Source organism: Fulvivirga kasyanovii (genome assembly GCF_009711405.1).
Lineage (GTDB): Bacteria > Bacteroidota > Bacteroidia > Cytophagales > Cyclobacteriaceae > Fulvivirga > Fulvivirga kasyanovii.
In genome coordinates this window covers 13,297-28,212 of the sequence record NZ_SMLW01000650.1, presented here as the reverse complement: position 1 = coordinate 28,212, position 14,916 = coordinate 13,297, and the positions used below count along the sequence as shown (strand labels likewise).

Annotated in this window: 12 protein-coding genes; 7 read left to right on the top strand and 5 right to left on the bottom strand. The window is 44.1% G+C overall.

Annotated features, from left to right (window positions below; genetic code table 11):
• Positions 1–70 precede the first annotated feature (70 nt).
• From E1163_RS23985 to E1163_RS23970, 4 genes are all read right to left on the bottom strand, one after another.
• On the bottom strand, positions 71–886 hold the full coding sequence (locus E1163_RS23985; protein ID WP_155175118.1) for a hypothetical protein: 816 nt from the start codon (positions 884–886) through the stop codon (positions 71–73).
• 28 nt (positions 887–914) lie between these two features.
• Positions 915–2,744 carry a porin family protein gene (locus E1163_RS23980; protein ID WP_155175116.1) on the bottom strand — a complete coding sequence of 610 codons (1,830 nt, stop codon included), beginning with the start codon at positions 2,742–2,744 and terminating at the stop codon, positions 915–917.
• Positions 2,728–3,330, bottom strand: coding sequence for an RNA polymerase sigma factor (locus E1163_RS23975; protein ID WP_246223856.1), 603 nt, complete (start codon positions 3,328–3,330; stop codon positions 2,728–2,730). The genes E1163_RS23980 and E1163_RS23975 overlap by 17 nt, the downstream gene beginning before the upstream one ends.
• Positions 3,331–5,574: 2,244 nt before the next feature.
• Positions 5,575–5,778: a hypothetical protein gene (locus tag E1163_RS23970; RefSeq protein ID WP_246223855.1), complete on the bottom strand. Its 204-nt coding sequence runs from the start codon at positions 5,776–5,778 to the stop codon at positions 5,575–5,577.
• Between the two features lie 143 nt (positions 5,779–5,921).
• On the opposite strand from E1163_RS23970, the gene dinB reads away from it, so the two are divergent.
• On the top strand, positions 5,922–6,989 hold the full coding sequence (gene dinB / locus E1163_RS23965; RefSeq protein ID WP_155175114.1) for a DNA polymerase IV: 1,068 nt from the start codon (positions 5,922–5,924) through the stop codon (positions 6,987–6,989).
• Here the strand turns inward: dinB and E1163_RS23960 are convergent.
• Positions 6,973–7,476, bottom strand: coding sequence for a DUF4442 domain-containing protein (locus E1163_RS23960; RefSeq protein WP_246223854.1), 504 nt, complete (start codon positions 7,474–7,476; stop codon positions 6,973–6,975). The two genes, dinB and E1163_RS23960, sit on opposite strands and share 17 nt — an antisense overlap.
• Before the next feature lie 114 nt (positions 7,477–7,590).
• Between E1163_RS23960 and E1163_RS23955 the strand changes: the two genes are divergently transcribed.
• The 6 genes from E1163_RS23955 to E1163_RS23930 all read left to right on the top strand — a co-directional run bounded on the left by E1163_RS23955 (position 7,591) and on the right by E1163_RS23930 (position 14,864).
• Positions 7,591–8,028: a peptidylprolyl isomerase gene (locus tag E1163_RS23955; RefSeq protein WP_155175112.1), complete on the top strand. Its 438-nt coding sequence runs from the start codon at positions 7,591–7,593 to the stop codon at positions 8,026–8,028.
• Positions 8,018–8,515, top strand: a complete 498-nt coding sequence (locus tag E1163_RS23950; RefSeq protein ID WP_155175110.1) for a hypothetical protein — start codon at positions 8,018–8,020, stop codon at positions 8,513–8,515. Before E1163_RS23955 ends, E1163_RS23950 begins: the two co-directional genes overlap by 11 nt.
• Before the next feature lie 136 nt (positions 8,516–8,651).
• Positions 8,652–9,269 (top strand): DUF4142 domain-containing protein, encoded by a 618-nt coding sequence (locus E1163_RS23945; RefSeq protein ID WP_155175108.1) that lies wholly within the window; start codon positions 8,652–8,654, stop codon positions 9,267–9,269.
• A 159-nt stretch (positions 9,270–9,428) separates the two neighbouring features.
• The gene (locus E1163_RS23940) at positions 9,429–10,508 is read left to right on the top strand and encodes an efflux RND transporter periplasmic adaptor subunit (RefSeq protein ID WP_155175106.1); all 1,080 of its coding nucleotides are present in this window, start codon (positions 9,429–9,431) and stop codon (positions 10,506–10,508) included.
• Positions 10,501–13,560, top strand: coding sequence for an efflux RND transporter permease subunit (locus tag E1163_RS23935; protein ID WP_155175104.1), 3,060 nt, complete (start codon positions 10,501–10,503; stop codon positions 13,558–13,560). The genes E1163_RS23940 and E1163_RS23935 overlap by 8 nt, the downstream gene beginning before the upstream one ends.
• Positions 13,557–14,864, top strand: coding sequence for a TolC family protein (locus tag E1163_RS23930; RefSeq protein WP_155175102.1), 1,308 nt, complete (start codon positions 13,557–13,559; stop codon positions 14,862–14,864). The genes E1163_RS23935 and E1163_RS23930 overlap by 4 nt, the downstream gene beginning before the upstream one ends.
• Positions 14,865–14,916 lie beyond the last annotated feature (52 nt).

Genomic DNA, 14,916 nt, shown 5'->3' with positions numbered 1-14,916 from the left:
ATTAATAGTTTTGCTTTTAGATTCATGGTTGTTAATGTTATTGTTATCACTCTTAATGCTATAGTAGTAGTTAGTTATTCAGCGCTCCATCTTCCACCCAGCAGGCGATAAGGTCCTTTTGCTCTTGCGTTAATGACTGATTTGAAGTTGACGGAGGCATGCTGCCATTCCCGGTTAGCCTTTTTATACCATCTGCATGCTCCTTCACATTGGAAAAAACAGTCCAGTTCAGGCTGGCTCCCAGGTCACCATTATGGCACCCGTCGACTGCACAATTTGTAGTAATGATCTCCTTCACCTGCTGCTCGTAGCTTATACCGTTAAGGATGGTCTTTTCTGCAAAAATCTGACAGCCGGCGCCATCTTTTACCACTACCCTGTAAGTACCTGCAGTTAACCCGCTGAAAGTATTGGAAGCCTGAAAAGTACCATTATCAAGTTGGTACGACAGTTCACCTTCTCCCGAGGCATCCACAACGATCTCACCGCCATCAGATTCACATCCCGCTGTTGTAGCTGTTATACTGTTAATGGCCAGCAAAGAGCCATCCACGGCTACGGTAAACGAACTGGTTACTTCACATTCCCCGGCATCACGTACCGTTAGCACATAATTACCGGCAGAAAGTCCTGTAAATTCGCCTGATGCCTGAAAGTCTACTCCGTTGACACTATATTCAAAATCACCCTGTCCACCCTGCGCAGAAGCGGTAACACCACCATCCTCGGCAAGGCAATCCGATACATTCTGCACCTGATCAATCCCGACCTGCAAGTCTGATTCTTCACAATTTACAGGAGCAGGATCCTTCTCGCTCGTACATCCTGAAAGCCATAACAGTCCCAAGGTAAGGGCAACACAACATGTCCTTATCGTTCTTTTCATATTAAAAAAAGTCTGGTTTATTTATTGATTAATGATTGAATTTATACATCAGATTTAAAAATGCACCCGTGGAAACCAGGTCGACCTTCCCCTCTCCTATACCCGAGACAGGTGCTTTCACAAATGGTTCCAATTGAATAAAAAACCTGTTTTTAATCTGCCTTTCATAGCCTATAGACAGGTTAAGTATGCTGAAAAAATGATTGTTTTCATTTTCGTATTCACTTGACCACTCCCTTTCAGTACCATTGCTTCTCGTAAGGAAGTCATAATTCTCCTTAAGCATGATGTAGCTTGAAAAACCGGTGGAGAAGTAAAAACCATGATTGATATTGTTGCTCAGGTAGTAGCTAATGTTTATAGGAATATCCACGACCTTACAATCGCCATCTATTCTGGTAAAATCGCTCGGGCCGGAGTAATAACCACCCCCTGAACTCTCCTCACTAAAATAGATCTTGCGAGAATAAATAGCTCCTGTTGAAATACTCCACCTGTTAATGAAGTATGAGCCCATTAAACCAAAGTTACTTCCCGGCCTGTCAGGTTCAAAATAGCCTACGGAGGTCAAATCAGGCGAATAGGTGATTTTCAGGGCAAGCCTCCTTCTGCCCGCCTGCTCTTTCTCTTCCACATCACTGCGTACCGGCTCCTCAACTTTATTCAATTCGCGATGATCAAACGAATATGGGTACTCATAATCCAGATAGCTCATACTGTTTAGAAATGCCGGACTGTACACCCATACCTGCCTGTCTTTTCCGTGTTTATCCTTCGAATATGGATCATCGCCTTCTTTTTCTGCACTTAACTTCAATGCCTTGTCATCACTATCCTCCGGTTCGGAATTACCGTTATCCGCTAAGGGTACCTCCTTATTTCTATAGGCAAGAATTTCACCTTCCTTATCATTGCCTCCATGAGCCTTAACATGAGTTGATGCCTGGTCGGTAACTTCCCCCTCAACCCCATTTTTATCATTACTTTGCCGGTCAGACACCATTTCTCCATTGCCAACAGTGAGCTTTAAGCCTGTAGGATTTCTTTCATCCTTACTGCCCGAAAACCCACTTTCTTTGGTTTCCTTCAGCCACAAGCTATCAGCGCTATCCCCTTCGCTGTCTATTCTTCCTGCTTCTCCTGCACTTTTTATTGCTTTCGCCACATGCTTATCCGATTGATTTTCGTTGACATCAGTTAAATAGGCTTTATTTCTCACATCGTTACGGTTTTTCTGTCTGGCTGAGGCATCGACTATATTCCTTCCCAACTTGCCAGAACCCTTTTCTAACTGTTCACCCTTAGTGCCAGAGCCATGAGACTCACCCTTAGTACCAGATCCATGATTCAAATGTTGCTGGTCATTAGTATGCTCATTCCTCAAATGCTGTCCGGATTCATCACGCTCTCCTGAATTGCTATTTTGACCCGTTTTATCATTGCCCTGATCACCCATATTACTTTGAGAGGTCTGTTGTTTAGGCTCTTCTTCGCCCCCTACGGCCCTGTCAGGTATATCTTGTCCGCTTTTCCCGGAAGCATTTTCAGCGTCCACACCACTGGCTTCAATTCCTTCTATCGATTGAGATTGAGGTTGAGATTGAGTTGCTACCTGTGAAATCTCACCTCCGGAAAGCACCCCTTGATTTTCGGAAGAAACCCACCAGATCACGACGGAGCCAAGCAATAAAATGCCAATGATGCCACCCAGGATCTTGAAATAAGAGAACCCATCGTCACCTCCGTCGTCCATTCTCCGCTCCATATCCTCCCAGGCAGATTCATCAAAAGATGTCTGATACCCTTCTGCAGCCTCCCTAAACAGCTTATCTAAATCCTTGTCAGATATATTGCTCATAAATTTCTCTATTCAACTTCATTAACATCTTTCTCAAATTGGCCCTGGCTTTGGACAAATTGGATTTTGAAGTCCCAACCGAAATCCCCAACTGCTTTGCTATCTCCTCGTGGTTGTACCCATCAATGGCATACAAACTAAATACCGTCCTGTACATGGGAGAAAGTTTCTGGACCAGTTCAAGAATATCATTATGCGACATGTCGTCCACCACATCCACACTGTCCATCTGATCGTGCCCCTCAGTGATATCCGCATGATAATAATGCTTTTTATTTGCCCTGAAATGGTCAATGGCCGTGTTGATAAGTATTCTTCTGAGCCACCCTTTGAATGACTTCTTCGGATCATACATATCAATTTTAGCAAAAACCTTCATAAAACCATCATTCAAGATTTCCCTGGCTTCTTCCTGATCCTGAGCATACCTGACACATATGCTCATGGCATAGCCGTAGTAATGCTTATACAGCATACGTTGACTCTCTCTATTTTTACTTTTACATCCCTCTATCAAGATCATGTCATAGCCAGGGTTAACTGTATTTTTCGACCTTTTGCCCTCATCACGGAGATAGCTTTGCATTGGTTGCCTCCTTATTCAATTTACGAGTTTAAACTTTAACTTTTGCGTAAAATCATGGCAAACAACATTGCCGCTATACGCAAAGTCAAAGAGAATAAATCCGTTGCTGGCAACAGCTATATAATTGCTTATATGGGGTATACACCTACAGAAAAGCAGGTGTACAATAAGTGAACAATGGTGATATAATAGCTTGCTTAAGCGCAAAATTAAGCACAAAAGCCTGTTTACTACCAGAAAATACTCAAGGAAGGTAATTAAGCACACCCATATAACAAACAGCTAAGACTTCGCCATACCGCAAGGCACGCATTTGCACAAAGTCTAACACCGCAGGCCTTCATACAGCAAGTCATCCTGATGTAAGGGAGGAATTGACTAGGTTGGTTCTTGCTTATTGATTATTCCATGCAAAAACTGAGGAAGATACTCTGCAGTATCTTAGGGGCAAGCGTAAAACCTGTGGAGTAAATAGATTGGAAAGTAAAACAAGTAATGTGAAACTTGCCACTGAAAATCAGTAAACCGCGCTTATTGTTATATTATACGAGTTTGCCGATTGCTTTTGCCGATTGCTATTAACAACTGTCTGTCAGCAAAGAGGTAAAAATTTCAAGGTCTCCCCAGAAATTCAGCTTGATCCGTATCTTAGCCCGCATACGCCTGACATTAGGCCGGCTTAGCAGGTATCAAAGCTTGTTTTAATTGAAAAGGGATATCTTGTAAGCGCAGCAGGCCAAAAGGAATATAACAAAAAATCCCCTGAAGACCTTGCTCCAGGGGAAATTTCGTTGTCTATAGTTGGCTTTAATTGATTCAAAGGTAACACCCTCCCGCTCAGTTGCAAACACCACCACGACCAGTGGCATATACCGCCGTCAAGTTGCCGTACCAGTCAATAAAAGTACTACGTAGCAAGAGATGCATTTGCAAAGTCTAACACAGTGGGTCATGCTCTGCCTCTGATCCGGGAGATCCTACATATTTTTTTATGAAATTCAGCAATGATATCCCTATGTATGAAAAAGAAAATTTCAGGATGAAGGTCTATTTTCTTTTAGTACAATTCTCCAAAATCACCGAATACTTTTTAGCCTTCCCAGCGGATGTCTTCTCGAAGAGGACTCCAGGGCATTTTGGTTTACATACATTTAACATTATGCAGGTTGGTGCAGCTGTGTTCTTTGCGGGATCGTATAAGTAAGTGTGTAGTTAAAGGGCTCATGAACTGCCCCTGATCCAGGAGATCCTGAATATTTTCTATAAAGTTCAGCTATGATATTCTGCGCATAAAGCAAAAATTTCAGGATGACGAGCTTCTTTGGAACAAACGTAAAACCTGTGGAGTAAATGGACTGGAAAGTAAAGCAAGTAATGTAAAACTTGCCACTAAAATCAGTAAACCGCGCTTATGGTTATTATTATACCGAGTTGCCTACTGCTTTTGCCGATTGCTGATTAACAACTGTCTGTCAGCAAAGAGGTGAAAATTTAGGGTCTCCCCCAGAAATTCCGCTTGATCCGCTTCTTTTCAATTATAATCCCCTTGAAAATACCAATTACTTTTAACAAAAAATCCCCTGAAGACCTTGCTCCAGGGGAAATTTCGTTGTCTATAGTTGGCTTTAATTGATTCAAAGGTAACACCCTCCTGCTCAGTTGCAAACCCCTCTACGACCAACGGCATATATTGCCGCCCAGTGACCGAAACGGTCAATAGAAGTACTGTTCAACAAGATAGGTGTCTTCTCAGGAGTATCTTTTCCGCATTTAGTTTACTCCTTCCTACCGCCAGGAGGACTTGTAGGGGTGGACTTGGGAACAAGCGTAAAACCTGTGAGTAAATGGTTTGGGGAGTAAAACAAGTAAAGTGAAACTGGATACTGAAAGTCAGTAAACCGAGCTTATTATTATATTATACGCCTTTGCCTACTGCTTTTGCCGATTGCTATTAACAACTGTCTGTCAGCAAAGTGAAAGTGTTAGGGGCTCCCCAGAAATTCCGACTGATCCATGAAAACTTAGTGTTTCCCCAGAAATTCGGCTTGATCCTGGACTTGCGGGGCTGAAAAACAGTAAAACGGCAGAAACAAAGTGGTGTAAATAAAAAAATCCCTCAAGGACCTGGCCTCAAGGGATTTCTTTGTTGTCTATAGTTGGCTTTAATTGATACTAACTTACAACGCTTCCCTGATTCTATCAATCAGCGATCGATAAACAACCCAATATACCCGACGAATTGCATTAATCGTCGTTGAATTGCACTTTATCAAGACTATCAACAGCCGCAGTATCGTTCTGCTGCTTGTCACCATGGAGCAATCGCTCCTTTAGCTGTGGTTTTGATCCAGGGAAGGTAGTACGCATTGAAATATCGTAGGTGATGTAGATCATCGCCCCGAAAAAAATCAATGCAAATAAAAAAAACAGTTTCTTTTTACTCATCATTCACAAATCAGACCGCAAATATCCTATACCTTTTCAGAAAGATCAAATAAAATAATTCAACTAATTTTGATCCCGGCAGGCACAATAAATCCGGAGGGTTCAATTCGCCGTATAAACCATTGCAAGCCAGGGCTTATTATTACATGAGAAAGATTATACATATAGACATGGATGCCTTTTTTGCCTCTGTAGAGCAACGGGACAATCCCGCATTAAAAGGAAAGCCCGTCGCTGTTGGGGGAAGCTCCGACAGAGGTGTGGTGGCTGCAGCCAGCTATGAAGCCCGCAAATTTGGAGTCCGCTCCGCTATGCCATCCTCCATAGCAGCACGCAAATGCCCTGACCTGATCTTTGTTAAACCAAGGTTTGATGCCTACAAAGCAGTGTCTAATCAAATCAGGGAAATTTTCTTTGAGTATACCGACCTGGTAGAGCCGCTTTCCCTTGATGAGGCCTACCTGGATGTAACCCATAACAAAAAGAATATGCCTTCCGCTACCCTTATCGCGCGCGAGATCAAAGCACGGATCAAAGAAAAAACCCAACTCACGGCTTCTGCCGGCATCTCTATTAACAAATTCCTGGCAAAAACAGCCTCCGATGTCAACAAACCTGACGGCCTTTTCCTTATTCCCCCGGAGAAAGCGGAAGCTTATGTAGAAGCCCTGCCTATTGAGCGCTTCTTTGGCATAGGCAAAGTAACAGCCGAGAAAATGCACAAAATGGGAATCAAAAATGGCCTTGATCTGAAAAAATACAGCGAATCCGATCTGGCTATCAGGTTTGGTAAATCCGGCAGGTACTACTACCGAATAGCCCGTGCTATTGACGACCGTGAAGTGAACCCGCACCGCATCCGTAAATCGCTGGGTGCCGAAAACACATTTTCACATGACCTCACTCAGCCTGACGAAATCAGGAAAGAACTTGAGAGCATTAAAGAAACACTGGTCAACCGGATGGATAGGTCAAACACAAAGGGCAAGACCCTTACTTTAAAAGTAAAATTCCACGATTTTCAACAGATTACACGAAGCAAAACCATTACGAAATGGATAGAAAATGAAAAGCAGATCACCTCGCTCTATGAGGAGTTACTGACAACCTTCGATACGGCTGATGTAAAGATCAGGCTACTGGGGCTTGCCATCTCCAACCTGAACCATGAAATAGAAGAACCGGTCTCCTACCAGCTTACCCTGGAATTTTAGTATTGCCCGCCTCTTTCTCCTTTTCCAGAGCTTCAAAGTCAAAATCCTTCTTCCGCACATATACCACCTTGTCCACTTCGGTCACCACCTCCCCTTCTTCATCCATTACTTCGCAGGTAAAGGTGTAGTCTTTCTTTCCGATCATGTCGATCTCACTGCGTATCTCCTTTATTTCAGATTTACTAATATGAAAAACACACTTTAAAGTGCCTCTTCCGGGTTTCTTGTACCTGATAGCAGCAGCCTTGTCCATCACTACATAGCCTTTGCCCAAATTCGCCATCAAGATAAACATATACCATGGGTCGCACATGGAGTAAAGCGAACCTCCATAGTGTATGCCAACCAGGTTGCGGTTATACCACCTCAGCTTCATGATCACTTCAAAAGTGGTCATGTCTTTGGACACCTTCTTTAAACTGATACCTGTACCTAGCATAGGCGGCCACCAGTTGATCAGCTTCATTTTAGTTTGGATACTCAGCATGCATACAAAATAAACGGATTAACAGAGAAATTTGGTAGCTTTACGCAAAAGATTCGCAAAAAAGTTTTTTGCACCTAAACTTTAGAAAACACAATATTCAGATCAAATTCCCAGATGAAAACAGCAGAAATAATTACCGAAAAAGGTACGATGAAGTTGGAGTTTTATGAGAAAGACGCTCCCAACACTGTAAAGAACTTCATTGACCTTTCAAAAAAAGGATTCTACGACGGCCTTACTTTCCATAGAGTAATCCCTAATTTCGTTATCCAGGGTGGATGCCCCGAGGGTACCGGATATGGAGGTCCCGGTTATAAAATCAATTGTGAGCTGGATGGTGACAATCAATACCACGACCGGGGCGTTATTTCCATGGCACATGCCGGAAGAAACACCGGCGGAAGCCAGTTTTTTATCTGTCACAGTAGGGACAACACCGCCGGACTCGACAGGCACCACACTTGTTTTGGCAAGGTAGTTGAAGGCCTGGAAGTAATAGACCTGATCCGTCAGGGCGACAAAATCAACAAAATTGTTATTCATGAGGATTAAAAATATTTACAGCTTAATCTCAGCTTTAGTATTGGTAGTGGCGGCTTCTGCCACTACTCATGCCCAGCAAGAGCCCAAATCCGATATGCCGGAAGTCACCATCAATTACAATAAAAAACTGACCCACACCGAAGAAGGTGTGAAGATGGAAAAAGGCAAATGCATAGTTTTTGAAATCAAAACAGTGCATGGTGGCGATCCCCGGGTCGATGCTCAGGTTACAACCACGCTGGTGTTTGACATTCCTGAACATGCCAAAACATTTGAAATTACCGGGGAAGCCTGGAAAGAAAAACAAGCGTATGTACTTATCAGCGAGTGCCGGTGCATGGACAGAGGTTATAACCCCATCATCAGTGGCACCCTCAAAGGCAGGAAATCGGAAGAGGGCCAGTGGCACATTGAAGCCGACGTAGTAGCCAAAGGTATAGACAGCGGTGAAGACCGGACATTCAAATATACCGGGGTTATCTCTGATAAAAAATAGATTCTGACCAGGGGAGCGTTATCAGGCTCTCCTTTTATATAAAAGCTACTCTTCCGGCTCCTTTTCCCTTTAAACATTATGCCCGTTCCACAGGTTTACTAGGTAAGTGATACCATTAAACCAACGGAGCATAACCATGAAACTTCAATATATAAAATTAGTACTACTCGCGGCCATATTGTTTGGCTTGATAAGCTGTGACTCGCAAAAAAGTAAGGTTGACAGCGGGGACGAAAACCTCATAGAAGACGATGAAACCCAGTACAAAGAACGTGAAATAGCAGAAGGCGAAACCTGGGATGAATTGGAGATCAATAATTTCATGCAGGAAGCGGCCATGATCGACATTATGCAAATCAAAATTGCAGACCTGGTTAAAGATAAGACCACCAATGAGGCGGTAGCCGGATATGCCCAAAATTTAATGACTGATCATAAGCAATCCCTGGCCAAGCTTAAAGAAATAGCCGCGGGGCAAAACCTTAAAATTGTAGAAGGCCTTGACCCTGCCCATGAAAAAAAGGTACAAAAACTTGCTATGACGGATACTGAGTTTAATGAAAACTTCCTGAAAATGATGGTCGAAGGCCACAAAAAGGATATAGATAAATATCAAAATGCCATACAGAACATTGCCTATACTCACCCTATTAAGGATTGGATAGATACCAACCTTCCCGTCCTGCAACAACACCAGTTCCGTGCCCAGCGACTCTTGGATGACGAAAGCATTGTAGCTGATACCGCGGAATAGCTCTCGGGTAAATATCTTTTATTTGAGTATATAGAGACCATGTTTAGCAAATACTACTTAAATTGTATTTGCTTTTTTGTTTAAGCGCATGCCATAATTTTATAAGCGGTAATGCTTGACCCGGTGTTTAAACATTACTTTGCAGGATAATTACAAGTTATGAATTCAACAGTAAAGAAAATCCTGATCATAGTCATCGTCTTAGCTGCAATTGGGTTTATTATTTACCCTCAGTTGGACTTTGGCGATGAAAATGCTGCAGAGAGTGCCGAGCCAACTTCCCCACAATCAGATAAACTACCGGTAACAGCCGTAGTTGCCAATGCCTCAAACCTGGACAATAACCTGAGGTCTACAGGGTCTTTAATGGCCAATGAATCTGTGACGTTACGTTCTGAGGTTGCCGGAGTTGTTGAAAAGATATATTTTAAAGAAGGCGAGCGGGTAAAGAAAGGACAGCTACTGGTACAGTTGAATGATGACGAGGTAAGAGCGGAAATTGAAAAACTTCAATTTACAAGAAGGCTCAACGAAGACATTGAATACCGTCAGAAACAGCTTCTCCAGAGAGAGGCCATAAGTCAGGAAGAATACGAAACCGCCCTTACTACTTTGAATACCACCCGCTCTGATATCAAAGTAAGACAGGTAAGGCTGGACAAGCACCAGATCCGTGCTCCTTTCAGTGGTGTCATTGGCTTGCGCTCCGTAAGTGTGGGGAGTTACCTCAACCCTTCCGACAATATAGCCACTCTATATAGCATCAACCCAATCAAAATAGAGTTTTCAGTTCCTGGCAAATACTCCTCGCAGGTAAATGCCGGAGATAAAATTACTTTTACCACTGATGCCAATGAAGAGACATTTACCGGTGAGATCTATGCCATAGAGCCTCAGATCGACCCAAAAACACGGAGCTTGAGAATCAGGGCTACCAGTGGAAACGAAGAAAATAAGCTGCTACCAGGGCAATTTGCTAAAATCCAGCTTACCCTCAATAGCTATGAAAGTGCTATAATGATCCCGACTGAGGCGGTAATCCCGGAACTTAATGGTAAAAAGGTTTTTGTTTATCAAAACGGCGTGGCCCAGTCTAAACCCATCGAAACGGGCATCCGAACTGCAGACCAGATCCAGGTAACGTCAGGTTTAAACCCGGGAGATACAGTAATCACTTCCGGTACACTCCAGCTCAGGCAGGGCACTTCTGTTGACATAGAAATTCAAGACAATGAGTAGTCTATCCAGTATTAGTATTGACAGACCGGTATTGGCTATTGTAATGTCAATAACCATTATACTGTTTGGTCTGGTGGGTTTTAATTTCCTAGGTGTAAGGGAATATCCCAGCGTTGACCCTCCTATTATTACCGTTTCAACCAGCTATGCCGGGGCAAACTCCGACGTGATCGAAACACAGATAACGGAGCCACTCGAAGAGTCCATTAACGGTATTGAAGGGATCAAAACTTTAAGTTCCGTTTCCCGTGAAGGCCGCAGTACCATTCGTGTGGAGTTCGGACTCGACACTGACCTGGAAGCTGCAGCCAATGACGTGCGCGACAAGGTTTCGCGTGCCGTACGGAACCTGCCGCCTGATGCAGACCCTCCTATTGTTTCCAAGGCAGATGCAGACTCCTCTCCTATTATTGCACTCAGGATCTTTAGTAAAAAAAGGAACCTGCTTGAAATGTCGGAAATAGCTGACAACACCTTTAAAGAAAATTTCCAGACCATTGAAGGGGTAAGTGAAGTAAGGGTTTGGGGCGAAAAAAGATACTCCATCAGGTTATGGATGGATCCCGAAAAGCTGGCAGCCTATCAGGTGACCCCGCTGGACGTTTACGAAGCCGTTAATGCCCAGAACCTGGAACTACCGTCAGGAAGGATCGAAGGCTCTGCCACAGAGCTGACCGTAAGGACGCTTGGACGGCTTAATACACCTGAACAATACAACAACCTCATCATCCGTGAAGATGAAGAGGCGATCATCCGGTTCAGGGATGTAGGCCGGGCAGAATTCTTCCCTGAAAATGATCGTACGGTGCTAAAAAATGACGGTATCCCTATGGTGATGACAGCCATTGTCCCCCAACCGGGCACCAATAACCTTAGTATTGCCGAAGACTTTTATAAACGTCTGGAAGGCATAAAAAAGAACCTGCCTGACGATATTGATGTCTCCGTGGCATTTGATAACACTGAATATATACAGGACTCCATCAATGAAGTAGAGCAGACCATCTACCTCGCCTTCTTCCTGGTGGTGCTCATTATCTTTATATTCCTTCGCGACTGGCGCACCACATTTATTCCTGTTATTACCGTACCTATTGCTTTGATCGGTGCATTCTTCTTAATGTACCTGTTCAACTTCTCCATCAATGTACTCACCATGCTGGGTATTGTGCTGGCCATTGGTCTGGTAGTGGATGATGCCATTGTAGTACTCGAAAACATCTATTCGAAAATTGAAGGTGGCGAAGAGCCGATGCAAGCCGGTAAAAGAGGTACGGAAGAGATATTCTTTGCAGTAATATCCACAACGGTGGCCTTATCAGCAGTTTTCTTTCCTATCATCTTCCTGCAGGGTATTACCGGACGTCTTTTCCGCGAATTCGGCCTTGTGGTGGCTGGATCGGTGATCATTTCCAGCTTTGTGGCACTTACGCTTACGCCTATGCTCTCTTCCAAATTGCTCAAAAGGCGCGAAAGGCACAACTGGCTTTACAGAAAAACCGAGCCCTTCTTTGTTAAGCTTAACAATGTCTACGGCAATGCCCTGGACTCTTTCATGAAGCACCGCTGGGTAGCCTTTGTTATTGTAATCATTTCCGGCTTTGCCATATATGCCCTTATCAAACAATTGCCAGACGAGCTGGCTCCGCTGGAGGACAGAGGTACTTTCAGGGTAATTGCTACCGGTCCGGAAGGTGCAACCTTTGAGTATATGGACTTCTATGTAGACCAAATGATAGACATGACCCAGGAAGAAGTCCCTGAAAATGAATCCATTATTTCTATTACTTCTCCGGGTTTTGGTGCGTCTTCATCTGTAAACTCCGCTTTTGTGATCGTAAAGCTGAAAGATGCCGAAAAGAGGGAGCGCAGCCAAAGTGAAATAGTAGATGCACTGAAACCAAAAATTGCAAAAAATACTCGTGCCCGAGCCTTTGTGACCCAGCCTCAAACCATTGGAGACAGGCGCGGTGGCCTTCCTGTACAATTCGTTATCCAGGCGCCAAACCTGGAGCAATTGAAGAACGTACTTCCTGAGTTTCAGGAAAAAGCACAGGCAAGCTCGATTTTTGACTTCGTGGACCTCGACCTGAAATTTAACAAGCCTGAACTCAACGTTACCATCAACCGTGACAAGGCCAGGGACTTGGGTGTATCCGTGCGCAACGTGGCCCAGACCCTGCAATTGACCCTAAGCGGTCAGAGGTTCGGTTATTTTGTGAAAGATGGCAAACAGTACTACATTATCGGTCAGGTAGAAAGGGAAAACCGTAACGATCCTCTCGACTTACGCTCTATTTATGTCAAAAATGATGAAGGGGAAATCGTGCAAATGGATAATCTGGTAACCCTTGAAGAGAAGAGTACACCTCCCCAGCTTTTCCGTTACAACAGGTTTGCTTCGGCCACATTCTCTGCCAGCCTTGCCCCCGGCTACACTTTGGGTGCCGGTCTGGATGAAATGGACAGGATAGCGGCAGAGGTACTGGACGGGTCCTTTAGTACTGCCCTCGCCGGAAGCTCGCTGGAGTACCAGGAGAGTGCCAATAACCTGTATTTTGCCTTTGGCTTCGCCCTCATACTGATTTATCTGGTGCTGGCCGCTCAATTTGAAAGTTTCAGGGATCCTCTGATCATCATGTTTACCGTGCCACTCGCCCTTGCCGGTACGCTTTTATCCCTTTGGTTCTTTGGGGAAACGCTCAATATATTCAGCCAGATCGGTATCATCATGCTTATCGGCCTGGTGACGAAAAACGGTATTCTGATCGTTGAGTTTGCTAACCAGAGGAAAGCGCACGACATGGACATTAAAGAAGCCATCATTGGAGCCGCCAAAGCTCGTTTCAGGCCTATATTGATGACCAGTTTATCAACAATCCTGGGTATTTTGCCTATTGCCCTGGCCTTGGGAGCAGGCTCCGAAAGCCGCGTTTCGATGGGTATTGCAGTTATTGGCGGTATGCTGTTCGCTACCATTCTGACCTTATTTGTTATACCCGCGGTATACACTTACATCACCAGCAAACACAAAAGATTAGCAAGATTATGATGAGATTGGCTCTGGTCATTACCTTTATTGTTTTATGGGCTACACCAATGATGGCCCAGGAAGAGCTGACACTGGAAAAAGCCATAGAGACAGCCCTGGAAAACAACTATTCCATAAAAATAGCGCGGAATAACGAAGAGATAGCTCAAAATAACCATACCCTCGGTAATGCAGGTTTCCTCCCAACGGTTACCGCCAACTACAATCGTGACTATGGCGTACAGAGCTTTGAACAGCAAAGGGCAACAGGTGATGTCAGTGACAGTGGGGCAAAAAGCCAGCGCGAGACTTATGGCGCTACACTCAACTGGACCATTTTTGACGGCTTAAAAATGTTCACCACTTATGACCAGTTGGAAGCCCTGAACAAACAAAGTGAAGACCAGACAAGGGCACAAATTGAGCTTCTGGTTTATAATGTGACTGCCGCTTTCTACAGCGCCGCCCTGGAAAAGGAACGACTGCTGCTGTTTGAAAGCAATGTAGGGTTATCCGAAGAAAGACTGAAAGTGTCTAAGGATAAGTATGAACTGGGCAAAGCTTCTAAAATAGAATTTCTTCAGGCGCAGGTTGACCTGAATGCGGACAAATCGTCTATGATCAAACAACTGGAATTGCTTGCAGTCAGAAAGTTTGAGCTCATGCAGTTAATGGCGATTGACCAGGACTCGCTTAACTTTATCATTAACTATGAAATAGAAAATGATCCTGATATCGCGTTAAGTGAACTACTGGACCGGTTAGAATCACAAAATGCCCAGCTATTGGCTTTGAAAAGGGACCAGGTCATTGCCCTGAATGATAAAAAAATAGTGGAAGGCGACCGGCTGCCTGAGGTCGGTCTTTTTGCAGACTATACGCATTCCAGCTTTGAAACACCGGCCGGGTTCGTTTTAAGTGGAAATTCTGATGACATTACCTATGGTGTTACCGCCCGTTGGACCCTTTTCGACGGGTTCAATGTCAACCGAAGGTTATCCAATGCCAAAATCCAGTACGAAACAGCCCAGTATCAGTACAAAGACCAGTTGCTGGCTTTCACCACAGATATTAAAACGAGGTATATCAACTACCGGAATAACCTTGACCTGCTAAAGCTGGAAAAGGAAAACCTCAGCGTGGCCAAAGAAAACAACGAAATAGCTCAGGAAAGGTACCAGATTGGCCTGTCTAATGCCCTGGAACTGCGTGAGTCCCAGATCAACCTGATCAATGCTGAAATACGATATCAAAATGCCGCCTTTGCCGCCAAACAGGCCGAAATAGAACTCAAATACCTGAGCGGTACGCTGCTCATGAAATAAATCGGATAAAGCTGGGTCGTAAAAGTTGTTTGTTTAGATTTGCCGCTCATTA

What these genes read in the sequence shown, in the direction of transcription:
- E1163_RS23985 (WP_155175118.1), bottom strand. Translation starts at nt 886, where the DNA reads ATGAAAAGAACGATAAGGACATGTTGTGTTGCCCTTACCTTGGGACTG.
- E1163_RS23980 (WP_155175116.1), bottom strand. Translation starts at nt 2,744, where the DNA reads ATGAGCAATATATCTGACAAGGATTTAGATAAGCTGTTTAGGGAGGCT.
- E1163_RS23975 (WP_246223856.1), bottom strand. Translation starts at nt 3,330, where the DNA reads ATGCAAAGCTATCTCCGTGATGAGGGCAAAAGGTCGAAAAATACAGTT.
- E1163_RS23970 (WP_246223855.1), bottom strand. Translation starts at nt 5,778, where the DNA reads ATGATGAGTAAAAAGAAACTGTTTTTTTTATTTGCATTGATTTTTTTC.
- dinB (WP_155175114.1), top strand. Translation starts at nt 5,922, where the DNA reads ATGAGAAAGATTATACATATAGACATGGATGCCTTTTTTGCCTCTGTA.
- E1163_RS23960 (WP_246223854.1), bottom strand. Translation starts at nt 7,476, where the DNA reads ATGCTGAGTATCCAAACTAAAATGAAGCTGATCAACTGGTGGCCGCCT.
- E1163_RS23955 (WP_155175112.1), top strand. Translation starts at nt 7,591, where the DNA reads ATGAAAACAGCAGAAATAATTACCGAAAAAGGTACGATGAAGTTGGAG.
- E1163_RS23950 (WP_155175110.1), top strand. Translation starts at nt 8,018, where the DNA reads ATGAGGATTAAAAATATTTACAGCTTAATCTCAGCTTTAGTATTGGTA.
- E1163_RS23945 (WP_155175108.1), top strand. Translation starts at nt 8,652, where the DNA reads ATGAAACTTCAATATATAAAATTAGTACTACTCGCGGCCATATTGTTT.
- E1163_RS23940 (WP_155175106.1), top strand. Translation starts at nt 9,429, where the DNA reads ATGAATTCAACAGTAAAGAAAATCCTGATCATAGTCATCGTCTTAGCT.
- E1163_RS23935 (WP_155175104.1), top strand. Translation starts at nt 10,501, where the DNA reads ATGAGTAGTCTATCCAGTATTAGTATTGACAGACCGGTATTGGCTATT.
- E1163_RS23930 (WP_155175102.1), top strand. Translation starts at nt 13,557, where the DNA reads ATGATGAGATTGGCTCTGGTCATTACCTTTATTGTTTTATGGGCTACA.